Genomic DNA, 22,826 nt, shown 5'->3' on the forward strand with positions numbered 1-22,826 from the left:
TTGATCGCAGCGTTGATTTCGATAGATCTGCTGGTTTGGTTGATTTAGCGGCTTTGCGGGCAAACCAACCACGTGCTATGAGAGCCCAACTTAATTTCAGGACCTAAAATGCAACCCTACCTTCAACGCCTTACGGTCGTATTCCTCCTCACCCTAGTAATTTTCACCACCGTGCCTTCGATTGATCTATGGGTAGCTGGGCTTTTTTATAATTCTGAAACTGGAGTTTTTCCGGCGGCCCAATCGCCCTTTGCCTTGGGCGTGCGAAGTGTCATGATGAACGCAATGTTGTTGTTCCCTGTGGTGGCCCTGATCTTTCTCCTCCTCAACCTTTGGAAGCGGAATCTCTTGGGGGTTACACCGCTCATGTGGGGTAAAATCCTTGCCCTATTCCTCTTGGGACCGGGCCTTTTGGTCAATGGCATTCTTAAATCGTATTGGGGTCGAGCCCGCCCCGCCTATATCACCGAATTCGGAGGCGACGCGGCATTTACCCCGCCTTTCCAAATCACCGATCAATGCGCCCGGAACTGCTCATTCGTTTCTGGCGAAGCGTCAGGTGCCGTCGCCGTGGCAATCGGAATTTTCGTGCTAACCTCCGCGAGCAGCAATCCCGTAACCGCGCGAAACTTACGCAGATTTGCGATATTTTTTGCCATCGTCGGGTCAGGGATGCGCGTTGCGATGGGGCGGCATTTCCTCTCGGACACAATCTTCGCCGTCCTGTTTGTCCTACTCATATCCTACGGGTTAGACGTCCTAATTGCCCGCAAAAAGCTGCTTACTCTGGCGAAATAACACCCTTTTTCAGCACGATATTCCCGTAGAGACGCAGTTCCCCCGTTTGAATAATAGCGTAGGTTTGCTTGGTGCGCTCGTAAAACGCAAAGCGCTCAAGCGTTTGAATTTGCGCCGGATTATCCGCGGTTTCATTTATAATATCTTGGAATTCCGCAACAATTGGTGGGACATCATCAGGGGCCCCAACAACTTGCATAGTTATTGCTGGGTCGGTGACGAAACTGTCCAAAGGCATCACGCTCAACACAGCCCGCAACGCTTCGGTGGCTGAAATTCCATCAAGGCGCACAAGGCGGTCGGTGCATGAATCCCCGGGGAAATTTGCATCCGCAATTACGATTTCATCTCCGTGCCCCATTGTTGCCAGTGTATAAAGAATGTCTGGTGAAAGCAGGGGGTTAAGGTTGCGAAGCATGGAATACCCTTTTCAGAAAAATTGAAGGCAGAGTATCAGTCCTAGCCGCGCAATCCAGTCAAATCCCACCCCGTGCCCCAAACTCACAATCTTCCAGTGCGCCGCACATTGACTAAAGCTGTATGCTGGATACTATTTGGAACAAAAAATAACATTCCTTACAAAACGGATCAAATATGAACCAGTCGACTTATCGCCCCCTACCTCCGCGCCTGTCGCGGTTTGACTGGAATGACCTAAAATACTTTCTCGCAGTTGCGCGCACGGGTACTATTCGTGGTGCGGCGATCAAGTTGGTTACGAACCATGCCACCGTTTCGCGGCGTATTACTGCCCTCGAAGACGCAACGCGCGCGCGATTATTTGACCGCGCGAAGTCTGGCCTTGCATTAACCCAGCTCGGCGAAGATCTCTTTCCCATAGCAGAGCGCATTGAGGATGAAATCGCTTCAGCTGCCCGTCTGATCGCAGGGCGCGACTCCCTCCCCTCGGGCGCGATTTACGTTTCGATGCCGCCCTTCCTTGCATTTTCGTCCGTGACGGGAGACCTTGCCCTCTTTGGCAAATTACACCCCGAAATAGACGTGCATTTAGGATTCACAAATACTGTTGTTCGGCTCGACCATCGAGAAGCAGATATCTCAATTCGCTACGCCCAAACCGTCGAAGACGATGTTTATGGGCGCAAATTGGTGGACTGCCGCAAGGCTGTGTACTGCACGCCAGAATACGCCGCCCAAATTCAAAACAGCGCAGGTGCAGGACTTCATTTTATTGGCTGGAATGAACCCGAAGAAGCAACCTCCGCGAGCTGGATTCGCAAAAGTGATTACCCAAAGGCAAGCCTTCGGTTTCGATGCTTTGAAGTAGCTCCACAGGTCGCCATGGCTCTTGAAGGAGTTGGAATGACCATGCTTCCGTGCTTCGTAGGCGACCGAATTCAAGGCCTCGTTCGCCCGCCCTACCAAGGAACAATTGCCGACAGAAAACTCTGGCTTCTCCTCCATGGCGACCTTCGCAAAACGGCGCGTATACGCTTGTTGCTCGACTTCCTACAGGAACGTATCTGTAGTCGCCGCGCGGAGTTTGCTGGTGAGTTGGTTACTTTGTCAGAATGAGTTTGTTGGCTCGAGTAATGCGCAAAGAGTAGATTTGTCCATCTAGGATGATGCGCGCCTGCCCGTTGTCCAAGGTCAAGCGGCGCGCGTCGTACGCGGGGATTTCGCGCTCAATAACATCGATCTGCGGGATTCGCTCGGCACTCACTACAATGTTCATTTTGCACTCCCTTTCGCGGTTATCTGATCATATACCTGATCTATTTACTCAAGTAAATACGCTTCCTACTGGAATATCAGTGATTTGGTTCAAAAATTCACAATGTGGAACAAACTTCCAGAGAATGCCCTTGCAAACACCCCCCTAACCCGCTTTGGTACACCCAGTCAGAGGCCATATAAACAAGGCGCTCTCCCCCTTTAAACCCAATGCAAGGACACACAATAATGACCGAAAATTCAACCAAACTCCGTTCGCAACAATGGTTCGACAACCCAGACAACCCTGGAATGACGGCCCTATATATTGAGCGGTATTTGAATTTCGGCATCACCCGCGAAGAGTTGCAATCCGGCAAGCCGATCATTGGCATCGCTCAAACAGGCAGCGATTTGTCCCCATGTAATCGCCACCACATTGAGCTTGCGAAACGGACGCGCGATGGGATCATTGCGGCGGGCGGGATTTGTTTTGAATTCCCTGTGCATCCAATTCAGGAAACAGGCCGCCGACCCACGGCAGCCTTGGATCGCAACCTTGCCTATCTTGGATTGGTCGAAGTTTTGCACGGCTACCCGCTCGACGGCGTCGTTTTGACCATTGGCTGTGATAAAACCACCCCTGCCCTCCTTATGGCCGCCGCGACTGTCGATATTCCCGCCATCGCGCTTTCCGTTGGCCCCATGCTCAATGGCTGGCACAAAGGCAAACGCGCGGGTTCTGGCACGGTGATTTGGGACGCGCGCCAAGAGTTGGCGACGGGTGCAATCGACTATCCGGAGTTCATGGATATCGCTTCTGCCGCTGCCCCCTCGGTGGGGTATTGCAACACAATGGGCACCGCGAGTACAATGAACTCCCTCGCCGAGGCCCTTGGCATGCAACTTCCGGGTGGCGCAACAATCCCTGCGCCGTATCGCGAGCGCGGCCAGATCAGCTATGAAACTGGCAAACGCATCGTCGCGATGGTCAACGAAGACCTCAAGCCCAGCGATATTATGACGCGCGAGTCTTTTGAAAATGCAATTGTTGTGAATTCAGCAATCGGCGGCAGTACAAACGCCCCAATTCACCTCATCGCAGTCGCCGCGCACCTTGGGATTGATCTCACGAACGCCGATTGGCAAAAACATGGGCACAGCACACCGCTGTTGTGCAACGTACAGCCCGCTGGTGAATATCTGGGCGAGGATTTTCACCGCGCAGGCGGCATTCCGGGCGTGTTTGCCGAGTTGATCGGCGCGGGTGCTCTGCCTCATCCCAACGCGCTTTGCGTGACAGGAACAAGCATGGGCGAGGCCTATGCGGGCGCAAGTGTTAGCAATGCTGACGTGATTTACCCCTATGCGGCTCCGCTCAAACCGGCCGCAGGATTTATTGAACTTACCGGTAATCTTTTCGACAGCGCCATAATGAAAACAAGCGTGATTTCAGAACATTTCCGAGCGCGGTATCTCTCGAACCCCGACGATATGAACGCCTTTGAAGGACGCGCCATCGTGTTTGACGGCCCCGAAGATTACCACGCGCGCCTTGACGATCCATCGCTCAATATCGACGATAGCTGCATCCTTGTGATGCGCGGCGCGGGCCCAATCGGCCATCCCGGCGGCGCGGAAGTTGTAAACATGCAACCGCCGACCGAGTTGATCAGACAGGGAATTTCCGAACTGCCCTGTATCGGTGACGGGCGTCAATCGGGCACCTCTGGCTCTCCGTCGATCCTGAATGCATCCCCCGAGGCCGCAGCCATGGGCGGTTTGGCCCTAGTGGTCACGGGCGACAATATTCGCGTCGATCTGAACAAAGGTTCCGCAGACATCCTGATCAGCAAAGATGAGCTGGCAAAACGCCGTGCCGACCTCGAAGCAGCGGGGGGCTACCCTTACCCCGCGCACCAAACACCGTGGCAAGAAATCCAACGCGGTATGATCGAACAATTCGACAAGGGTATGGTGCTTAAACCTGCGGTGAAATACCAAAAAGTTGTGAGCAAACACAGAGTTCCACGCGACAACCACTAAGTCGACTTTAAACGAAAAACGCCCCGAAGAGATAATCTGCGGGGCGTTTTATTAGAGATTCAGAATGGCTTACAGCTCTTCAACGACCTGTTTTTGCGCGCCCAGACCATCAATTCCCAGCTCAACAGTATCGCCAATTTTCAGGTAACGTGGCGGCTTCTTGCCCATCCCAACACCCGGAGGGGTACCCGTACAAATCAAGTCGCCCTCTTCGAGCATCATAAAGCTGCTCATATAGGAAACGATTGTTTTCACGTCGAAAATCATCTTCGCTGTGGTTCCGGTTTGCATACGCTCCCCATTTACATCAAGCCACATTCCAAGATTTTGAACATCCGCAAAGTCGTCTGGCGTCACAAGCCACGGGCCGGTCGGACAGAAGTTTAGAAAGCTCTTGCCTTTCATCCACTGGCCACCACGTTCGGCCTGCCATGCGCGCTCGGACACGTCATTAACTACGGTAAAACCTGCGACATGATCCATTGCTTCGTCTGGTCCAACGCCAAAGGCCGTTTTGCCGATCACGATCCCAAGTTCAACTTCCCAATCGAGTTTCGTCATATGCGCCGCGTAGAACAGCGGCGCATTGGGACCGCAAAAGGAACTGGAGGATTTGTTAAACAGAATAGGTTCGTCTGGAACAGCTAGTCCCGACTCTGCCGCATGATCCGAGTAGTTCAAACCAACACAATAGATATTCTTAGGTTGGCTGATGGGCGTGCCGATACGTGGATCGCCAGCATACTCGGGGAATTCGCCGAGGTCCAAACCGTCGAAAACGCTGGTCAAATCGGCGAGGGTCGTGGGGCCAAAGTCGGCAACAACGCTCGACACGTCGCGCTCAACGCCATCAGCATCCAGAACACAGGGTGTTTCAGCGCCCTCTTTGCCCATACGAAGAAATTTCATGCTTGTATCCTTTTGCAATTTGGCGCGCATCGCACCGTAAACTGAACTCATCCGAACATGTCATACCGTTCGGCCCACTGGAAGGGCTTGCTTCCTCCGCCAAAACTAATATGCTAGTCTGCAAGATGCTTCAACCCGCTTTTGGAAGAACAACGAATGGCTCTGTCAAATACTACCCGTCGCGCGCAATCCGCGACCGAAGCCCTGCATGACATTCTGTTTCATCAGATCGTTTCTTTGGAATTGGAACCCGGCAAGAAAATCTCCGAAAGCGAAATTGCGAGCCAATACGACGTAAGCCGCCAACCCGTGCGCGATGCTTTTTATCGGTTATCCCAACAAGGGCTTCTTCGTATTCGTCCGCAAAAAGCAACCGTTGTCACTCATATATCGATCCCAGATCTGCGCCGCGCACGGTTCATTCGCGTGGCCCTCGAAAAGGAAATCGTTCGGGAGGCCGCCAAGAATATGACGCCAACCGCCATCGGCACGCTTAAGGATTTGATCGAAGCACAGGCCGTAGTTTTGGACCAAGGCTCCATTATCGCCTTTTATGAATTGGATGAACTCTTTCACCAAGAACTTTGCAGAATTGCAGGCCAACCGAAGGTCTGGCACCTTATTTGCGACACAAAAGCCCCAGCGGATCGCGTGCGGTTTCTAAGCCTCGCCTTTGACAGCCGAACGGCCCTTCAAGACCACAAGGACATCCTTTCCTCCCTTGTTTCTGGCGACGTGCTCTCTGCTTCGGATCAAGTTGAAATCCATCTCTCGCGTGTCTTAACAGCCTTACCGAGAATCCAAGCCAACCACCCAGATCGCTTCAAGGAAACAACCTGATATGACGCAGAAAAACTTTATGGCCATTGGCGAAGCGATGATCGAATTGGCCGTCGTTGGACCAGACACCTATCGCCGCGGATTTGCGGGCGATACTTTCAACACCGCGTGGTATTTGGCCAAGACGGTGCCAGAAGCGTGGAAAACGTCCTATTTCACGGGCGTAGGTTCAGATTCTGCCAGTCAGGAAATGCGGGCTTTTGGAGCCGCCGCAAATATCGACATGTCCTTCGCGCGGGACGTTGCGGGCAAAACCGTCGGCCTCTATATGATCCACTTGGACAACGGCGAGCGCAGCTTCTCTTACTGGCGTTCGGATTCCGCGGCCCGTCAAATGGCTGGCGACCAAAACACCCTGCGCACCGCATTTGCATCGGCGGATGTATTGTTTTTCTCTGGCATCACAATGGCTGTTATCCTGCCGGAGCACCGTGATACTTTTCTTTCTGAATTGGCCTATGCACGCAAAGCTGGAAAAACAATTGTCTATGATCCAAACCAACGTTTGCGCCTTTGGACAGATCAGGCTGAAATGGTGGCCGTCAATACAAAGGCCGCCCAAGTCTCGGACATTGTGTTGCCGTCCTTTGACGAAGAACAGCTATTTAACGGCGATGAAACTCCCGAAGCGACCATCGCGCGGTACCAATCGCTCGGCGTGAAAACCGTTGTTGTCAAAAACGGTGCGGCTTCGGTTATCGCCCAAACTCTGGGCGGGACACCCCTCACAATCGCGCCAAACATCATCGACAATGTCGTGGACTCAACCGCCGCTGGCGACAGTTTCAACGCAGGTTTCTGTGCCTCTTACTTCACGGGCGGCACCCTGAGCGACGCGATCAAAGCCGGCGCTAGCCTTGCCGGACAAGTGGTACAAGCGCACGGAGCCCTCGTCGCGCTTACGGAATAAATCTTCTGGTTTTCGGGCCGATACCGGAGGATTTATGGCCGCACCAATGCGCATTTTGCCCAAAGGTGCGGCCAATCAATTTAGGCGAACTTAACCCACGCAGAATCCCGCGCCGAGGAGCGCACGCAGGCGTCGATGAATTGCACACCCTTTAGACCGTCCTGAACGGTTGGATAAACAACTTCGCTCGGCACGTCTTTTCCGGCCCGCTTTGCTAGTATCGCTTCTGCAGCCTCGGAGTAAATCGTGGCGAACCCCTCAAGATACCCTTCCGGATGCCCTGCGGGAATACGACTAACCCGTGCGGCGGCCGCGCCCGTTCCGGCCCCTCCGCGTGTCAGCAACCTCTTGGCTTCACCAAATGGGGTATACCAAAGATAGTTTGGATCCTCTTGGGCCCATTCAAGCCCGCCTTTCTCACCATAAATTCTAAGGCGAAGTCCGTTTTCATTGCCGACGGCAACCTGTGAACACCACAGCATCCCCCGCGCACCGCCTTCATAGCGCAGCATCACATGCGCGTTGTCGTCCACTTGGCGCCCCGATACAAAAGCCTGCAAATCGGCACAAAGCGTTTCAACCTCAAGACCGGATACAAAGCTCGCGAGGTTAAACGCATGCGTTCCAATGTCGCCCGTTGATCCGCCCGCGCCAGACTTGGTCGGATCAGTGCGCCACGCTGCTTGTTTGTTGTCGGGATCGGCGGCCTCTGCCAACCAATCCTGCGCATACTCAACCTGCACCAAACGTATTTTTCCTAATACGCCACTCGCGATCATTTCGCGTGCTTGGCGGATCATCGGATAGCCCGTGTAGTTATGCGTGAGCACAAACAATGCGTCCGAAGCTTCGGCAGATTTCACCAGCTTTTTTGCATCCGTCAAAGTATGCGTAAGGGGCTTGTCGCAAATAACATGGATACCCCGCTTCAGGAATTCACGCGCCGCATCCATGTGAACATGATTGGGCGTAACGATCGCGACCGCTTCAATCCCATTCTTGAGGCGCGCCTCGCGGATCGCCATTTCCTTATAGCTGGAATAAATCCGATCTTCGGCCAACCCCAACGCACGGCCAGATTCCAGAGCGCGTTCTGGGGTGCTCGAAAGCGCCCCAGCGATTAGGTTGAATTTGCCATCAATACGCGCGGCAATCCGATGAACTCCGCCGATAAATGCGTCTTTACCGCCGCCGACCATACCTAAGCGTATGGGTCCCTCTAGGGCTTCGTTACGTCCTGTGATCGCCATTTCTATGCCTCCAAGCCAAGCATTTTGCGATTGGCGGCGTCATCGGTGCCACCATCTGCAAAGTCGTCAAAAGCCCGCTCCGTTACACGAATAATATGGTCTTTGACAAATTGCGCCCCTTCGCGCGCGCCATCTTCGGGATGTTTAAGCGCGCATTCCCATTCGACAACGGCCCAGCCATCAAAATTATTCGCAGCCATTTTTGAGAAGATGGCACCGAAATCGACTTGGCCATCACCCAAGCTGCGGAAGCGCCCAGCGCGATCAACCCAGCTTTGATACCCGCCGTAAACGCCTTGGCGACCCGTCGGATTAAACTCGGCATCCTTAACATGGAACATTTTGATACGGTCTTTGTAGATGTCGATATTATCAATGTAATCAAGGCACTGCAAAACATAGTGGCTGGGATCATATAGCATATTACAACGCGCGTGATTGTTGACGCGCTCAAGGAACATCTCAAACGTCACGCCGTCATGGAGATCCTCACCCGGGTGGATTTCATAACAAACATCCACACCACAATCTTCTGCGTGGTCAAGAATCGGCAGCCAACGCTTCGCCAATTCGTCAAATGCCGCCTCAACAAGTCCGGCTGGGCGCTGTGGCCAAGGGTAAACATACGGCCAAGCGAGGGCACCAGAAAATGTCCCATGTTTGGTAAGCCCAAGGTTTTTGCTCGCCGTCAAACCCATTTTCACTTGATTGACCGCCCACTCTTGCCGCGCTTTGGGATTGTCCCGCACGGTGGGGGCAGCAAAGCCGTCAAACGCGATATCATATGCCGGATGGACAGCAACCAGTTGTCCTTGCAAATGCGTCGAAAGCTCTGTGATTTCAACACCGTTTGCGAGCGCTTGCCCTGCGAGTTCGTCGCAATAATCTTTAGATGTTGCTGCTTTTTCTAGGTCGATGAAACGCGCGTCCCAGCTGGGAACTTGCACGCCCTTATAACCGCAATCCGCCGCCCATTTGGTGATACCGTCCCAAGAATTGAACGGTGCCTCGTCGCCCGCGAATTGCGCAAGAAAGAGGGCTGGCCCTTTTAATGTTTTCATTATTTCCTCCAAAATGAACCTTCCCCGAAATCCCAAAAATGCGGGGTTGGCACAACGTAATCGATTACAATCGAAAAAATCAAGCTATGTAAACGGTTACGGTCAGATTTTTGGAGAAAAGATTCGGCAGCTGCAAAACCAAAAGTCTTGCATCGCGTGGGTTTTGAATACTGAAACTAGCTTCGGGGCATTGCCGCAGTTAAAGCTCTAGACTGTAGTATTGATCAACCATCCACCTGGACCTGCAACATAATTTGGCAGCGTCGCAATCATCGCTTCCCGCACCAAGAAACACGCCATAAAACTTAAGGCGACTTGATCAAATGTAATGGCCGTAAAAAAAGACATGTTGTTCTCGCAGTTAAGCTCAAAGGGGCGTGCAAATGCACTATTCCCTAAAATGCGCTTGAGATTGCGGCGCCAACATGGCGAAATACAGAATTCATTAAGACATCTCTTAACTGGATCGACCAGACTATTAGTCTCCAGTCGTGGACTATGCTTTTGGTAAAAACCTACCCGTACTTTCGCGACTTATTAATTCGACTGGCACTGTGTGTCTAAAATAGGGGTCGATATTTGAGGGGTCACGAAGACGTGAAAGCAACGTGGTGGCGGCGACCCGCCCGATTTGACCCCGATCTTGGCGAATTGTCGTTAGGGACGGGTGGTAATATGCTGCGAGGCCCACGTCATCAAATCCAATAACAGACACGTCTTCGGGAATGCGTATTCCCTCGGACAAACATCTCTTCATGAAGCCAATGGCCATAAGGTCCGACGCACAGAAAATCGCGCTCGGCTTATCCTCAAGGGCCATATACATGTCCGCCGCCTGCGCACCCGTCACAAGGCGAAAATCGCCGGGAAAAACCCACTCGTCGCGCACTTCCATACCCAATTTCTTTGCTTCTGTAAGAAACGAATCACGCCTCATGGGAGTCAAAACATTTTCGGCGGGTCCACAAACGTGACCAACAGTTTTATGTCCAAGGCTCGCAAAATGTTCCGCAGCCATGCGCGCGCCTGCCGGATTATCGCTGCGAATCGATGGAATACCTTCCGATTCACCCCACTCGCAAGCATATATAACCAGATGCTCGGCTTCGGTGCCGCGCAACGATGTGATCGCCTCAAGCGGGATGTAGCCGTCCAGCAAAATGATGCCATCCGCCTGCCCGTCCCGAAACACGTCAACCAGACTAAAATTGGGTTTGCTTTTGTTTTCGGTATCAGCCACCAGTAGTGAGTAACCTGCCCGCGAGAAAACCTGTTCAATTCCAGAAATTATTTGCGAAAAGAAAGGGTTAGATAGATTTGGAATCAAGACGAGAATGGCACTCGTCTTCTGGGTTCGTAGATTTCTTGCCGCGCGATTGACACGATATCCGGTGACCTTTACGGCTTCTAAAACCGAACGTCGCGTCGCTTCAGAAACCACAGACGGGTTGCTCAATGTGCGACTTACGGTGGCCGTCGAAACCCCCGCAACACGTGCAACATCTTGTATTCTCGCCCTGTTCGAATTCATGCGGTGGTCCCCAAAAATGATTTCTCTGTCTACTCTGTGGAAAAGATTAATCCAAGGGCTTGACAGAATCGCGCGTTCGTTGAAATCTACCTGTAATCGATTACAGAACCTATTTCACGCTGCGGCACGATATTGTAATCGATTGCAAAAGGCGCTCAGGGAGGCGCCGGACACAATTGGGAGGATAACATGAAATTACGTAATGCACTTATTGCGACCACCGCGCTCTGCGCAGCGTCGACAGCCTATGCGACCGATTTGGAAGTCACACACTGGTGGACATCCGGCGGCGAGGCAGCTGCGGTTGCTGAGTTCGCAAACGCATTTAACGCAACTGAGGGCAACACTTGGGTAGACGGCGCCATTGCGGGCGGCGGCGGCGTTGCGCGCGGCGTCATCGTGAGCCGTATTCTTGGCGGCGATCCAATGCACGCCACACAGTTGAACCACGGTCGTCAGGCAGAAGAGCTCGTAGAAGCTGGCCTCATGCTCGACCTTACAGACATTGCGACCGAAGAAGGCTGGCGCGACATCGTGAACCCAGTATCGCTGCTGGACAGCTGTACACTTGATGGGAAAATCTACTGTGTGCCTGTAAACATTCACTCTTGGCAGTGGATTTGGCTTTCACACAAAGCATACGCCGACGCCGGTGTTCCTGTTCCTGCGAATTGGGATGAGTTTGTGGCTTCCGCTCCTGCTCTGCGGGATGCTGACAAAGTACCACTTGCGATGGGTCAGCAGTCTTGGCAGTCCTCCGGTGCTTTCGGCGTGATGAGTGTTGCGCTTGGTGGTGTCGATCTTTGGACCAAAGTGAACGTCGACAAAGATGCTGAAGCTGCGTCTTCTCCTGAAATGCTCGCTGTTTTTAAAGCAGCAGCAAGCGCACGTGAACTCGCGGTTGGCTCCAACGTATCCGATTGGAACCTTGCAACGGCAATGGTTATCAACGGTGAAGCTGGCGGCCAAATCATGGGTGATTGGGCACAGGGCGAATTCGCTGTTGCAGAGCAAGTTGCGGGAGTTGATTACACATGCCTCCCAGGTTTGGGCGTAAATGAAATCATCTCGACTGCGGGCGATGCGTTCTACTTCCCAAAACAGGATGATCCAGAAATTGAAGCGGCACAAAAAGAGTTGGCCAGCTTGCTTCTTTCCAAAGAAGTTCAAGTAAACTTCAACCTGAAAAAAGGCTCGCTTCCCGTTCGGGGCGACATCGATCTTTCTGCGGCAAACGACTGTATGAAAAAGGGCCTCGAAATCCTTGCTTCGGGCAACATCATGCCCAGCGGCGACCAAGTTCTTTCCGCAGATACATCCGGCCAAATCGAAGATCTTATGGTTGAATTCTGGAATGACCTGTCGATCACAGCAGAAGACGCCCACACGCGTTATGCTGCGATCATTGCAAACGCGGACTGATCCTCCCCGATTGTGACATGCCCCCGAACACATGTCGTTCGGGGGCATTTTTTTCATTCCAAACGAGGTGCCACCCTTTGAAATGAGGGCGTACCTTCCTGAAAGAGAGTCCTTCCAATGGCGGATGCAAAGAGGCCCAACCAGCTTTTTCGCAACCTAAACGCCAAAGTCGCCGCGCTTCCAATGATCGCGACTGCCTTGGTAATTTTTGTAGGTTGCACAGTGTGGACTGTTGTCCACTCCTTCACGAAATCCAAATTGTTACCCAAACTAGATTTTGTTGGTCTTGACCAATACGATCGCCTTTGGTCGACAAATAAATGGCTGATTTCGATCGAAAATCTCGCGATTTTTGGGTTCTGCTCCTTGGTGCTTTCGATATCAATCGGCTTCTTTTTGGCAACCTTGCTTGACCAAAAAATTCGGTTTGAGAATACGATCCGCACCATCATCCTTTACCCGTTCGCCCTGTCCTTCGTCGTAACGGGCCTTGCGTGGCAGTGGATTTTAAATCCAGACTTTGGCATCCAGAATGTCGTGCGCTCAATGGGGTGGGAAAGCTTCAATTTTGATCCGTTGTATAATCAGGACATCGTTATTTATGGCATACTCATCGCGGCGATGTGGCAAGGGACCGGTTTGATCATGGTGCTCATGCTCGCGGGCCTACGCGGAATCGACCAAGACATCTGGAAAGCGTCCCGTGTGGACGGTATCCCACGTTGGAAAACCTACATCTTTATTGTGATCCCAATGATGAAACCTGTCTTTATCACAGCGCTCGTTCTCATCGCTTCGGGAATTGTGAAGGTCTATGATCTCGTCGTCGCCCAAACAAACGGTGGGCCAGGGATTGCTTCTGAAGTGCCGGCAAAATACGTCATCGAAAGCATGTTCAAAAACCAAAACCTCGGACAGGCCTTCGCCGCGTCAACCATGATGCTCGTGACGGTTCTGATCATTCTTGTCCCCTACGCATATCTAGAATTCGGAGGGAAACGCCGTGAAAAATAATCTTACCGGACCCCAAGGTCCCAAACCCAAAAAGCGTATGAGCCCCAACAACATCATGCTCTATGGTACGCTTCTTTTGGTGACGATGTACTACCTCCTGCCCCTCTATGTGATGGTTACGACCTCCCTTAAGGGCATGCCGGAAATCCGACTGGGCAATATCTTTGACCTCCCCGTCGAGGTCACGTTTGAACCATGGGTGAAAGCGTGGAGCACGGCCTGTACGGGTTTGAACTGCGACGGGTTAAGTCGCGGATTTATGAACTCGGTCCGCATCCTTATCCCCTCGGCAATTCTGTCGATTTTGATTGCCTCTGTGAACGGATATGCGCTGGCGAATTGGAAGTTCAAAGGCTCGGAAGTTTTCTTTACCATCCTCATCTTCGGGGCCTTTATCCCTTACCAAGTGATGCTCTATCCCATCGTTCTTATCCTGAAGAACCTCGGTCTTATGGGGTCACTTTGGGGGCTTGTTTTGGTGCACACCATTTTCGGGATGCCGATCCTGACGCTCTTGTTCCGCAACTATTTCACAAGCTTGCCCGACGAACTCTTTAAGGCGGCCCGTGTAGATGGCGCTGGCTTCTGGGGTATCTACTTTCGCGTGATGCTGCCCATGAGCCTGCCCATTTTTGTTGTGGCAATGATCATTCAGGTCACGGGTATCTGGAACGACTTCCTCTTTGGGGTCATTTATACCAAACCGGCAATTTATCCAATGACGGTTCAGCTTAATAACATCGTGAACTCCGTCCAAGGTGTGAAGGAATATAACGTCAATATGGCGGCAACCCTTCTGACCGGTCTCGTTCCTCTCATTCTCTATTTTGCTTCTGGCAAGCTCTTCGTACGCGGCATCGCTGCTGGTGCGGTGAAAGGCTAAATCATGACAAGCGTATCTATCAAAAACCTCGACCTAAACTTTGGTGCCGTTAAAGTTCTCAAAGACCTGAATTTGGATATTCCAGAGGGCGAATTTCTTGTTCTCCTTGGATCGTCGGGCTGTGGAAAATCCACATTGCTCAACTGTATTGCGGGCCTTTTGGATGTCTCGGGAGGGCAAATTCATATCAATGGTGAAAACGTCACTTGGGCCCAACCCAATGAGCGCGGCATCGGCATGGTGTTTCAATCCTATGCGCTTTACCCACAGATGACAGTCGAAGGAAACCTCTCATTTGGCCTTAAAAACGCCAAGGTTCCCAAGGCCGAAATCGCAAAACGGGTCGCGCACGCCGCAGAAGTTTTGCAAATCGAACCCCTGCTCAAACGTAAACCCGCGGCCCTTTCTGGTGGGCAACGTCAACGTGTTGCCATTGGTCGCGCCCTCGTGCGCGACGTGGATGTCTTCCTGTTTGACGAGCCGCTGTCAAACCTCGATGCACAACTTCGCGCCGATCTGCGGGTCGAAATCAAACGCCTGCACCACCAACTCAAAAATACCATGATCTACGTGACCCACGATCAGGTCGAGGCCATGACCCTCGCGGATCGCATTGCCATCATGAAAGGCGGATTAATCTACCAACTCGACAGTCCCGACGTGATCTACAACAAGCCCTGCAACAAATATGTCGCAGAGTTTATCGGCTCCCCCTCCATGAACTTCTTTGAAGGCGAAATCACGACCGACGGTGCCCCGATGTTCGTGACGGCTGGCCACTCGATCCCGATCTCAAATTACGAGTTCATCTCCAAACCCGCCGCTGGCAAAGGCTGGATGGGCATTCGCCCCGAACACATTGTGACCGGAGAGGCCGCTAACGCTGCGGATTTTGCCTTAGACACCACCGTTGAACTCGTTGAACCCATGGGAAGCGACACCATTGTCTGGTGTGAAATCATGGGGGTGCGCATTCGTCTTCGCATGGATGGGCAATCAAAAGTTCGCGACGATGATAAAATCCGCATTGGCTTTGACGCGGCCCGCCTCTCTCTCTTTGAAAAAACCACTGAAAACAGGATTTAATACCTATGACCGCTTCTTTTCAGCTCTATAGCGCCCGCAACTTCACCCCGTGGGACGACGTTTTCGCAACGATCTCGTCGCTCGGATATACGGGTGTCGAGGGCTATGGTGCCCTTTACGTTGACACCGCCAAAGTACGGGCCGCAATGGATGCCACGGGCCTTTCCATGCCCACCGCCCATGTTGGCATTACCGACACCGAGAACAATCTTGAAGATGTTGTGGCCACGGCAAAAGCCCTCGGGATCACGTCAATTTTCGGCCCCCACATCGCCGAGGAAGATCGCCCGACAGACAAGGCAGGCTGGAAAGCTTTCGCAGCCCGTCTTCAAGCGATCAGCAATGCACTCGCCGCACACGGCATTTCCTACGGCTGGCACAACCACGACTTTGAATTTGTCGCTTGTGATGACGGCTCCATTCCAATGGAAATCATGCTTGAAGCCGCGCCCGGATTGACCTGGGAAGTCGACATCGCGTGGATCGTGCGCGGCGGTGGTGATCCCATTGCATGGATCGAGAAGTACGGCGACCGCATCACCGCCGTCCACGTCAAAGACATCGCCCCCGTTGGCGAGAACGCAGACGAGGATGGTTGGGCAGACGTCGGTGAAGGCACCATGGATTGGGCAGGCATCCTTGCGGCCGTCCGCAGCAAGACACCCGCGAAACACTTCGTTATGGAGCACGACAATCCAAGCGATATCAATCGCTTCGCGACGCGTTCCATCAACAACTACAAAAACCTTTAAGGTAATAAAATGACCAAAAAACTTGGAATCGGTATTATTGGCGCGGGGAATATCTCCGCGGCCTACCTGCGTCTTGCTCCGATGTTTAAAGGCATCGAAATGCGGGCCGTTGCAGATTTGAACATGGAAGCCGCCCAAAGCCGCGCCACGGAATTCGGCGTCCGCGCTGAGACCGTTGAGGGCTTACTGGCTTCTGGTGACATAGATATCGTCGTCAACCTGACAATCCCTGCGGCGCATTTTGCGGTGTCCAAAAGCATTCTCAACGCGGGTAAACACGTCTACTCGGAAAAACCTTTCGTGCTCACCCTCCAAGAGGGCGCGGAAATTGCGGCCTTGGCGGCGGAAAAGGGTCTGCGCGTCGGCTCTGCTCCGGATACGTTTATGGGCTCCTCGCACCAACATGTGCGCGCAATGATTGACGACGGCACATTGGGGAAAATCACCTCTGGGACGGCCTTTGTTATGGGGCATGGCATGGAGCATTGGCATCCAAATCCAGATTTCTTTTATCAGCCGGGTGCCGGACCCGTGCTCGATATTGGCCCCTATTATGTGACCAACCTCGTACAGCTCCTTGGCCCAGTGGCTCGTGTTGCGGCACTGACCTCAACGCCTTCATCCGAGCGCCTGATTACATCCGAGCCACGCAATGGCGAAACGATTCCAGTGGGTACACCAACAACCATCCACGCTCTGCTTGAGTTCAAATCCGGTGCCGTAATTTCGATGGTCACCAGCTGGGACGTTTGGCAACACGACCATTCCAACATGGAACTCTATGGCCAAGACGGCACCGTCCACGTGCCCGACCCCAATTTCTTTGGTGGGGATATTCGCATCACCAAACGGGAGGATTTTGTGGAATTGCCCGATGGCTGGGATCACCCCTTCTCGGTTCCAAACGACGGCGAACACGCAAACTATCGCGCGGCGGGTCTGTCCGATATGGCCATCGCAATTTCCGAGGGTCGGCCACATCGCTGCTCCTCCGAGCTTGCCCTCCATGTCGTCGAAGTTATGACGAGCATTCTGGCCGCAGGCGAAGCGCGTAGTTTTGTCGAAATGACAACAACCTGCGATCGCCCTGCCCCCGTTGGCCCAGAAGAAGCCCGCGCGCTTCTCTCCTAAAACAAAGAGGGCGCCGTACAACATGTACGCGGCGCCCTTTTCACGTTCTAAACGCGGCCAGAATCCAACTGCCAAACAAACCCCGACGTCCCCACCTCAGGGTAGTAATCGCGCACCAGTGGATCATGCCCGGGGATAACCCGCGTTTTTTCGCCCGCCGCCAAGGCCGTGATCTTGTCAAAGCCCATCACCATATCCTCGACGTCCACGACAATCGGAAACGGCTTGCGGTTTAAAAAATTCTCGTAGTAATGCGTGGCATCCGATGCCAAACACAACGGGCCGTTCTCGGTCTCGACCCGAACCGCTTGTAAGCCCCGCGAATGGCCACCGATCCGGTGCACCGTGACCCCCGGCGCAACCTCTCCATCACCTTTATGAAACACAACGCGCCCCGAAAAAACGTGGCGCACCATGTCGCAAACATGCTCGGCGGTATAGGGCATTTGCAACGTGGGATCACACATACATGGCCCCGTAGCAAAGCCCATTTCAATCTCTTGCAGGTGGAATTGCGCGTTCGGATATCGATCTAGCCCCCCCGCATGGTCATAATGAAGATGGGTGATGATGACCGTGTCGATACTCTCTGCGGAAACATTCAGCGCCGCAAGCGCAAGCGCAGGATCGCGCAGGATCGGACGGTCGCGGCGCTTTCCCTCGGCCTCATCATACCCCGTATCGACCAAAATATTGCGCACACCGTCCGTCAATAACCACACGAAATAGTCCATCCCATGTTGCGCATTAGGATGATCGTCGAAAATAAAACTATCCGCGCGTGTTCGCGTGTTCCGCTCAGCGTATTTTATTGCGAAGACATTCCACTTGGTGCTCATTTCGGCCTCATTTCCCGCTTTCAAACTTTAAAAAGTTCCACATTTTTCAGTTTACCCAATTGATAATCTTGTGCAATCGCATTAATGAGTTTAATAATGTATTTATTATCAAATCCGTAAAACGGGTAAACACCTAAAACCCAAAGGACGAACATGGCGCATATTCCAACAATTTCTCTGATTAAAGGCGATGGTATTGGCGTGGACGTCGCGGAATCGGCTTTTGCGGTTATGGATACTGCGCTCCTTCGTTGCGGAGCGGTTGCGCCCAAGGTGCAAGAAATTGCGGCTGGTGCAGGATACTTTGCGCAAACTGGTTTGGACATCGAACCGGGTGGCGAAGAAAAAGCCGGCGAGGCCGACGCAATTTTTCTTGGCGCCATTGGTCTTCCCTCCATCCGCCAAGAAGACGGAACAGAGGTTTCGCCGCACTTACGTTTGCGGGACCGGTATCAGCTTTATGCGGGTGTGCGCCCGATTAAGGCCTATCCGAACGCCCCCCAGCGCCTCGCAGACCCCCGCGCAGCGGGTATCGATATGATCATTCTGCGCGAAAGCACGGAAGGGTTGTTTTACTCCGCTGCCGTCCACAAACGGGCCGAAATCATCCCAAACGTCGAAGTGCGCGACATCATGCGGATCACACGGGCAACGACGGAAAAGCTGCATGAATTTGGATTCAAGCTGGCTGAAAAGCGGCGAGCGCGTGGAAAATCGGGAAATCTAACCTGCGTGGATAAGGCGAACGTCTTCACCAGCCAAGCATTTTTCCGTCAGATTTTCGATGAAACCAAGGTTCGCTATCCAGATGTGAATGTCTCCTACAACTATGTTGACGCGATGGCGCTTGACCTTGTGCGCCAACCTTGGAACTTTGACGTCATGGTGATGGAAAACATGTTTGGCGATATTCTGAGCGACCTCGCTGGTGGCCTTGTTGGCGGCATGGGCATGGCGTCTTGTGGGGAAATCGGCGAGACTATTGGCTTGTTCCAACCCGCGCACGGCTCGGCACCCGACATCATGGGTCAAGATAAAGCAAACCCTCTTGCAGCGATCCTGTCGGCGGGCCTCATGCTGGACTATATCGCGACCAAAACCCAAACCGAAAACTATGAAGCGGCAGGCGCCTTGATCGACGCCGCCGTGGACGTGGGCTTTGCCCAAAACCGCCTGCGCCCGATGGAATTTGGTGGCGACATGGGCACCATCGCGGTCACTGAGGAGCTTATCAAAATTATCGGTGAATTTCCCAAATGACAAATCTGTGCGTCGGGGTTGTGGGCCTCGGATATTTTAGCCAGTTTCACCTAGATGCATGGCGCGACATCCCCTCCACGACCCTCGCGGGCGTCTTTGATCTCGACCCCGCTCGAATTCAAGAAGTTGCCGCAAAGTACGGCGTTTCTGGCGCTCGATCAGCTGCGGAATTGGCAGATCAAGACCTCGATATCGTCGATCTGGTTGCGCCACCTCCGGCACACAAAGCGCTGGTTGAGCAATTCGCAAAATCTGGCCGCATCCTGATTTGCCAGAAGCCCTTTTGCACGTCATATAAAGAGGCAAAGGCCATGTGCGAATTTGCGAAAGCCCGCGATTGCACTCTGATTATCCACGAGAATTTCCGTTTTCAACCATGGCACCGCGCGATCAAGACGGCCTTGGATACGGGGCTCCTTGGTGAAATTTATCAGGCGCGCTTTGCCCTTCGGCCCGGTGATGGACGTGGGCCTGATGCCTATCTTTCCCGTCAGCCAGCGTTTCAGAGTATGCCGCGATTGCTCATCCATGAAACAGGTGTGCATTTTGTCGACCTGTTTCAGTATTTCTTTGGCCCGATCTCCTCGATTTATGCAGATTTAGTGCGGCTGAATCCCGCGATAAAGGGCGAAGATGCAGGCATTTTAATCGCCCACCACGAAAACGGAACTCGCGCAGTTTTTGACGGAAATCGCCTCATGGATCACGCAACGGATTCACCAAGGCGTACCATGGGAGAAATGGAGATCGAGGGCGAAAAAGGAACCCTGCGCCTTTCGGGTATGGGGGAAATTTCTTTTCGTGCTTTTGGCGAGAACGAGGCCGTTAATATTGCCGTCACCGCCCCTGTTGACGAAGCACGTTTTGGCGGCGGGTGCGTTCAGGCCCTCTGTGAGCACATCGTAGAAGCCCGCGCGGGTCGCGTTCCTTTCGAGAATACCGCCGAAGACTATTTAAGCGTCATACTTGCGACACAAGCGGCCTATAGGTCCGCCGAAACAGGTCAGAAACAATCCCTTTAGGAGGCTTATATGTTTGCCGTAACCGTATCTTTTACCGTCGCCGACGAGTTCGTAAATGACTTCGCCGCGCTCATCGAACACAACGCCGCAGCGTCTGTAAGGGACGAGGTAGCTTGCCAGCACTTTGACGTCTGCACAGACCCGTCAAATACGTCCCTCTTCTTCCTGTATGAAGTTTATGATGATGCCGCGGGTTTTGACGTGCACCTCGCCAGCGCACATTTCAAGGCCTTCAGCCAAGCCAGCTCGCATATGGTTGTGGCCAAAAACATTACCACTTTCCAAAAAGTAACGGCGGCCCAAGTTTAGCGGACCGCCGTAAAACAATAGCGTTTTGGATTAAGCTTCGGCTTTCTCATGGGGATGTTTTCCCAGAATAATCATCCCAAGCAGATCTTCATCGGTTACGCTATCCACATCCACGGTGCCAACAAGTTTCCCGTGCTGCATAACGCTTGCACGATCACAAAGTTGCATTACATCGTGGATGTCGTGGCTAATCAGAAAAATCCCGATGCCTTCGGACTTGAGCTGTTGGATAAGCTCGGCAACCATTTTGGTTTCTTGTGGTCCAAGAGCAGCAGTTGGCTCATCCATAATTAGGATACGCGCGTTGAAATACACAGCGCGCGCGATCGCAACAGACTGGCGTTGCCCACCTGAGAGCGCGGACACAGGGCTGTCGAACTTGGCGAAGTTTGGATTCAAGCGCGACATGATCTTGCGAGTCTCGGCTTCCATATGGTCATCGTCGACCGTGCCGAAAGCAGTGACCAATTCACGGCCCAAGAACAAGTTGGACGCCGCATCGAGATTATCCGCCAGCGCGAGCGTTTGGTAGATCGTTTCGATGTTATAGTGGCGCGCATCGCGAGGATTGTTGATCGTCGCCTTTTTGCCCTCGACCCAAATTTCTCCCGAATTGGCGTGATATGCGCCCGAAAGGATTTTGATCAAGGTCGACTTACCCGCGCCGTTGTGCCCCAATAGGCCCACAACTTCGCCTGGGTAGAGATCAACCGAAACATCATCAACTGCTTTGACACCGCCAAAGGAAATCGAGATGTTCTTCATCTCTACGAGAGGTGCTTTATCTGTCATTTTCTGGTTCCTCCCTTAAACGCCGACTTTACGACGATATACGATGTCCACATACACAGCTAACACGAGAACAAAGCCTACGACCATGTTTTGCAACGGTGCATCGACGCCAACGGATGCCATGCCCGATTGCAATGTCTGCATGATTGCGGCCCCAATGACGGCGCCGTAAATCGTTCCGAAACCACCCGCGAGTGCTGTGCCGCCAATAACGGCCGCCGCGATAACGCGCAATTCGTCCAGCGTTCCAAGCCCGACATCAACCGATCCAAGCCGCGCCGAAGCAACCACCGCAGACAAGCCAGTCAGCGCGCCCATGAGCGCAAAAACTTTGACTGTCAGCATGCGTGTGTTGATCCCAGAAAGCTCTGCTGCCTCAGGATTACCACCGGTTGCATAGACATAGCGACCAAAGCGTGTGCGTTTTGAAATAAATGTCATGCCGACCGTTACCAACAAAAGGATGACGACTGGAATTGCGACACCGTGGTTGAGCGACAATGTATCCGTCAACACCAGCCCACGTTGTTCAGCGACCCGTTCCCGCGCACCCCCAGCGATTTCATAAGAGTTCAGTGCCCAGACAAAACCCAAAGTTAGCCCCACCGCGATTGCAATAAGTGTCCCTTCGGCCCATGCTGGCTTGACTACAAATCCATGGTTCGATTTGCGACGGCGGCTCATTAGGATCATGGCAACCGCAACGAAAGACGCGAAAAGACCGAAGCCCCAACTTAGCTTCTCGCCCAATGTCCCATCCGCACCCCCGCCAAGAAGCTTGAATGTAGGGTCAAGTGGCGCAACAGTTTGCCCCTGCGTAACCCACCACATCGCACCGCGAAAAATGAGCAAACCACCAAGTGTGACGATAAAGGCGGGTACGGTCAGATAACCAACGACCCAGCCTTGGATGCCGCCAATAACCAGCCCCATAAGAACCGCAGCAACAACCGCAATCACCCAAATGGACCCATTCCCAAGGCCTAAATACTCGGGCAACACGTGCACTTGAAGGGCGGCAACGGTCATACCGATAAAGCCAAGCATCGAACCGACCGAAAGGTCGATATTGCGCGTCACGATTACGAAAACCATACCGGTGGCCATGATGGCGACCGACGACGTTTGGACTGAAATATTGAACAAGTTGCGCGGCGTTAAAAACCGTCCGCCGGTCCACAAATCAAACACCACCCATAGAACGACAAGCGCACCAATCATCCCTAGCAGGCGAGGATCGAGTCCCACGTTGTTCACGAATTTTTTCGCTGAATCTTTCATATATTGCGCCTCTCCC

24 protein-coding genes are annotated in these 22,826 nt (G+C 52.9%); 14 read left to right on the plus strand and 10 right to left on the minus strand.

The features are described from left to right. The first annotated feature begins 108 nt into the window (after positions 1-108). Positions 109-798 (plus strand): phosphatase PAP2 family protein, encoded by a 690-nt coding sequence (locus AB9F29_RS06775; protein ID WP_335585289.1) that lies wholly within the window; start codon positions 109-111, stop codon positions 796-798. Here the strand turns inward: AB9F29_RS06775 and AB9F29_RS06780 are convergent. Beyond that, the gene (locus AB9F29_RS06780) at positions 782-1,216 is read right to left on the minus strand and encodes an RbsD/FucU family protein (RefSeq protein WP_335585288.1); all 435 of its coding nucleotides are present in this window, start codon (positions 1,214-1,216) and stop codon (positions 782-784) included. The genes AB9F29_RS06775 and AB9F29_RS06780 overlap by 17 nt on opposite strands. 176 nt (positions 1,217-1,392) lie before the next feature. Between AB9F29_RS06780 and AB9F29_RS06785 the strand changes: the two genes are divergently transcribed. After that, positions 1,393-2,334, plus strand: coding sequence for a LysR family transcriptional regulator (locus AB9F29_RS06785; protein ID WP_369755048.1), 942 nt, complete (start codon positions 1,393-1,395; stop codon positions 2,332-2,334). Here the strand turns inward: AB9F29_RS06785 and hemP are convergent. Then, the gene (hemP, locus tag AB9F29_RS06790) at positions 2,318-2,494 is read right to left on the minus strand and encodes a hemin uptake protein HemP (RefSeq protein ID WP_335585286.1); all 177 of its coding nucleotides are present in this window, start codon (positions 2,492-2,494) and stop codon (positions 2,318-2,320) included. The genes AB9F29_RS06785 and hemP overlap by 17 nt on opposite strands. 227 nt (positions 2,495-2,721) lie before the next feature. Here hemP and AB9F29_RS06795 point away from each other — a divergent pair, with 227 nt between their 5' ends. Further along, positions 2,722-4,518 (plus strand): IlvD/Edd family dehydratase, encoded by a 1,797-nt coding sequence (locus AB9F29_RS06795; protein ID WP_369755049.1) that lies wholly within the window; start codon positions 2,722-2,724, stop codon positions 4,516-4,518. A gap of 69 nt (positions 4,519-4,587) precedes the next feature. Here AB9F29_RS06795 and AB9F29_RS06800 read toward each other — a convergent pair whose 3' ends face one another. After that, positions 4,588-5,427: a fumarylacetoacetate hydrolase family protein gene (locus AB9F29_RS06800; RefSeq protein WP_369755050.1), complete on the minus strand. Its 840-nt coding sequence runs from the start codon at positions 5,425-5,427 to the stop codon at positions 4,588-4,590. 156 nt (positions 5,428-5,583) lie between these two features. Here AB9F29_RS06800 and AB9F29_RS06805 point away from each other — a divergent pair, with 156 nt between their 5' ends. After that, positions 5,584-6,267 carry a GntR family transcriptional regulator gene (locus AB9F29_RS06805; protein WP_335585283.1) on the plus strand — a complete coding sequence of 228 codons (684 nt, stop codon included), beginning with the start codon at positions 5,584-5,586 and terminating at the stop codon, positions 6,265-6,267. Between the two features lies 1 nt (position 6,268). Beyond that, positions 6,269-7,177: a sugar kinase gene (locus AB9F29_RS06810; protein ID WP_369755051.1), complete on the plus strand. Its 909-nt coding sequence runs from the start codon at positions 6,269-6,271 to the stop codon at positions 7,175-7,177. A gap of 80 nt (positions 7,178-7,257) precedes the next feature. Here AB9F29_RS06810 and AB9F29_RS06815 read toward each other — a convergent pair whose 3' ends face one another. The 4 genes from AB9F29_RS06815 to AB9F29_RS06830 form a co-directional block, all read right to left on the minus strand. Further along, the gene (locus AB9F29_RS06815) at positions 7,258-8,427 is read right to left on the minus strand and encodes a Gfo/Idh/MocA family protein (protein ID WP_369755052.1); all 1,170 of its coding nucleotides are present in this window, start codon (positions 8,425-8,427) and stop codon (positions 7,258-7,260) included. A gap of 2 nt (positions 8,428-8,429) precedes the next feature. Next, a complete protein-coding gene (locus AB9F29_RS06820; RefSeq protein WP_369755053.1) occupies positions 8,430-9,488 on the minus strand; it encodes a sugar phosphate isomerase/epimerase family protein in 1,059 nt (352 codons plus the stop codon). 207 nt (positions 9,489-9,695) lie between these two features. Beyond that, a complete protein-coding gene (locus AB9F29_RS06825) occupies positions 9,696-9,836 on the minus strand; it encodes a hypothetical protein (protein WP_335585279.1) in 141 nt (46 codons plus the stop codon). A gap of 148 nt (positions 9,837-9,984) precedes the next feature. Then, positions 9,985-11,019, minus strand: a complete 1,035-nt coding sequence (locus AB9F29_RS06830; protein WP_369755054.1) for a LacI family DNA-binding transcriptional regulator — start codon at positions 11,017-11,019, stop codon at positions 9,985-9,987. A 189-nt stretch (positions 11,020-11,208) separates the two neighbouring features. Between AB9F29_RS06830 and AB9F29_RS06835 the strand changes: the two genes are divergently transcribed. The 6 genes from AB9F29_RS06835 to AB9F29_RS06860 all read left to right on the plus strand — a co-directional run bounded on the left by AB9F29_RS06835 (position 11,209) and on the right by AB9F29_RS06860 (position 17,307). Then, positions 11,209-12,441: an ABC transporter substrate-binding protein gene (locus AB9F29_RS06835; protein ID WP_335585277.1), complete on the plus strand. Its 1,233-nt coding sequence runs from the start codon at positions 11,209-11,211 to the stop codon at positions 12,439-12,441. Between the two features lie 117 nt (positions 12,442-12,558). Beyond that, on the plus strand, positions 12,559-13,455 hold the full coding sequence (locus AB9F29_RS06840; protein WP_335585276.1) for a sugar ABC transporter permease: 897 nt from the start codon (positions 12,559-12,561) through the stop codon (positions 13,453-13,455). 37 nt (positions 13,456-13,492) lie between these two features. Next, the gene (locus AB9F29_RS06845; protein ID WP_082802395.1) at positions 13,493-14,338 is read left to right on the plus strand and encodes a carbohydrate ABC transporter permease; all 846 of its coding nucleotides are present in this window, start codon (positions 13,493-13,495) and stop codon (positions 14,336-14,338) included. Between the two features lie 3 nt (positions 14,339-14,341). Beyond that, a complete protein-coding gene (locus tag AB9F29_RS06850; protein WP_369755055.1) occupies positions 14,342-15,424 on the plus strand; it encodes an ABC transporter ATP-binding protein in 1,083 nt (360 codons plus the stop codon). A gap of 5 nt (positions 15,425-15,429) precedes the next feature. After that, positions 15,430-16,176: a sugar phosphate isomerase/epimerase family protein gene (locus AB9F29_RS06855; protein WP_369755056.1), complete on the plus strand. Its 747-nt coding sequence runs from the start codon at positions 15,430-15,432 to the stop codon at positions 16,174-16,176. Between the two features lie 9 nt (positions 16,177-16,185). Further along, positions 16,186-17,307, plus strand: a complete 1,122-nt coding sequence (locus AB9F29_RS06860) for a Gfo/Idh/MocA family protein (RefSeq protein WP_369755057.1) — start codon at positions 16,186-16,188, stop codon at positions 17,305-17,307. Between the two features lie 47 nt (positions 17,308-17,354). Here the strand turns inward: AB9F29_RS06860 and AB9F29_RS06865 are convergent, their stop codons facing one another. Beyond that, positions 17,355-18,146, minus strand: coding sequence for an N-acyl homoserine lactonase family protein (locus tag AB9F29_RS06865; RefSeq protein WP_369755058.1), 792 nt, complete (start codon positions 18,144-18,146; stop codon positions 17,355-17,357). Between the two features lie 153 nt (positions 18,147-18,299). Here AB9F29_RS06865 and AB9F29_RS06870 point away from each other — a divergent pair, with 153 nt between their 5' ends. From AB9F29_RS06870 to AB9F29_RS06880, 3 genes are read left to right on the plus strand one after another with little or no spacing between them, the layout of a single operon-like run. Then, positions 18,300-19,406: an isocitrate/isopropylmalate dehydrogenase family protein gene (locus AB9F29_RS06870; RefSeq protein WP_369755059.1), complete on the plus strand. Its 1,107-nt coding sequence runs from the start codon at positions 18,300-18,302 to the stop codon at positions 19,404-19,406. Further along, entirely contained in the window at positions 19,403-20,428 is a 1,026-nt protein-coding gene (locus AB9F29_RS06875; protein WP_369755060.1) for a Gfo/Idh/MocA family protein, read from the plus strand. The genes AB9F29_RS06870 and AB9F29_RS06875 overlap by 4 nt, the downstream gene beginning before the upstream one ends. 9 nt (positions 20,429-20,437) lie before the next feature. Beyond that, entirely contained in the window at positions 20,438-20,737 is a 300-nt protein-coding gene (locus AB9F29_RS06880; protein ID WP_369755061.1) for a putative quinol monooxygenase, read from the plus strand. A gap of 30 nt (positions 20,738-20,767) precedes the next feature. Here AB9F29_RS06880 and AB9F29_RS06885 read toward each other — a convergent pair whose 3' ends face one another. Together AB9F29_RS06885 and AB9F29_RS06890 are read right to left on the minus strand one after the other, a co-directional pair. Continuing rightward, complete coding sequence (locus tag AB9F29_RS06885) at positions 20,768-21,529, minus strand: ATP-binding cassette domain-containing protein (protein ID WP_369755062.1); 762 nt, start codon at positions 21,527-21,529, stop codon at positions 20,768-20,770. 15 nt (positions 21,530-21,544) lie between these two features. Continuing rightward, positions 21,545-22,810, minus strand: coding sequence for a sugar ABC transporter permease (locus tag AB9F29_RS06890; protein ID WP_039000703.1), 1,266 nt, complete (start codon positions 22,808-22,810; stop codon positions 21,545-21,547). Positions 22,811-22,826 lie beyond the last annotated feature (16 nt).

This window comes from Falsihalocynthiibacter sp. S25ZX9, from assembly GCF_041205405.1.
Classification (GTDB): domain Bacteria; phylum Pseudomonadota; class Alphaproteobacteria; order Rhodobacterales; family Rhodobacteraceae; genus Falsihalocynthiibacter; species Falsihalocynthiibacter arcticus.

Coding starts and splice junctions, on each gene's coding strand:
- AB9F29_RS06855 (WP_369755056.1), top strand. CDS start 15,430: ATGACCGCTTCTTTTCAGCTCTATAGCGCCCGCAACTTCACCCCGTGG.
- AB9F29_RS06865 (WP_369755058.1), bottom strand. CDS start 18,146: ATGAGCACCAAGTGGAATGTCTTCGCAATAAAATACGCTGAGCGGAAC.
- AB9F29_RS06795 (WP_369755049.1), top strand. CDS start 2,722: ATGACCGAAAATTCAACCAAACTCCGTTCGCAACAATGGTTCGACAAC.
- AB9F29_RS06845 (WP_082802395.1), top strand. CDS start 13,493: ATGAGCCCCAACAACATCATGCTCTATGGTACGCTTCTTTTGGTGACG.
- AB9F29_RS06800 (WP_369755050.1), bottom strand. CDS start 5,427: ATGAAATTTCTTCGTATGGGCAAAGAGGGCGCTGAAACACCCTGTGTT.
- AB9F29_RS06880 (WP_369755061.1), top strand. CDS start 20,438: ATGTTTGCCGTAACCGTATCTTTTACCGTCGCCGACGAGTTCGTAAAT.
- AB9F29_RS06860 (WP_369755057.1), top strand. CDS start 16,186: ATGACCAAAAAACTTGGAATCGGTATTATTGGCGCGGGGAATATCTCC.
- AB9F29_RS06840 (WP_335585276.1), top strand. CDS start 12,559: ATGGCGGATGCAAAGAGGCCCAACCAGCTTTTTCGCAACCTAAACGCC.
- AB9F29_RS06805 (WP_335585283.1), top strand. CDS start 5,584: ATGGCTCTGTCAAATACTACCCGTCGCGCGCAATCCGCGACCGAAGCC.
- AB9F29_RS06825 (WP_335585279.1), bottom strand. CDS start 9,836: ATGTCTTTTTTTACGGCCATTACATTTGATCAAGTCGCCTTAAGTTTT.
- AB9F29_RS06885 (WP_369755062.1), bottom strand. CDS start 21,529: ATGACAGATAAAGCACCTCTCGTAGAGATGAAGAACATCTCGATTTCC.
- AB9F29_RS06820 (WP_369755053.1), bottom strand. CDS start 9,488: ATGAAAACATTAAAAGGGCCAGCCCTCTTTCTTGCGCAATTCGCGGGC.
- AB9F29_RS06810 (WP_369755051.1), top strand. CDS start 6,269: ATGACGCAGAAAAACTTTATGGCCATTGGCGAAGCGATGATCGAATTG.
- AB9F29_RS06890 (WP_039000703.1), bottom strand. CDS start 22,810: ATGAAAGATTCAGCGAAAAAATTCGTGAACAACGTGGGACTCGATCCT.
- AB9F29_RS06775 (WP_335585289.1), top strand. CDS start 109: ATGCAACCCTACCTTCAACGCCTTACGGTCGTATTCCTCCTCACCCTA.
- AB9F29_RS06830 (WP_369755054.1), bottom strand. CDS start 11,019: ATGAATTCGAACAGGGCGAGAATACAAGATGTTGCACGTGTTGCGGGG.
- AB9F29_RS06780 (WP_335585288.1), bottom strand. CDS start 1,216: ATGCTTCGCAACCTTAACCCCCTGCTTTCACCAGACATTCTTTATACA.
- AB9F29_RS06785 (WP_369755048.1), top strand. CDS start 1,393: ATGAACCAGTCGACTTATCGCCCCCTACCTCCGCGCCTGTCGCGGTTT.
- AB9F29_RS06870 (WP_369755059.1), top strand. CDS start 18,300: ATGGCGCATATTCCAACAATTTCTCTGATTAAAGGCGATGGTATTGGC.
- hemP (WP_335585286.1), bottom strand. CDS start 2,494: ATGAACATTGTAGTGAGTGCCGAGCGAATCCCGCAGATCGATGTTATT.
- AB9F29_RS06850 (WP_369755055.1), top strand. CDS start 14,342: ATGACAAGCGTATCTATCAAAAACCTCGACCTAAACTTTGGTGCCGTT.
- AB9F29_RS06835 (WP_335585277.1), top strand. CDS start 11,209: ATGAAATTACGTAATGCACTTATTGCGACCACCGCGCTCTGCGCAGCG.
- AB9F29_RS06815 (WP_369755052.1), bottom strand. CDS start 8,427: ATGGCGATCACAGGACGTAACGAAGCCCTAGAGGGACCCATACGCTTA.
- AB9F29_RS06875 (WP_369755060.1), top strand. CDS start 19,403: ATGACAAATCTGTGCGTCGGGGTTGTGGGCCTCGGATATTTTAGCCAG.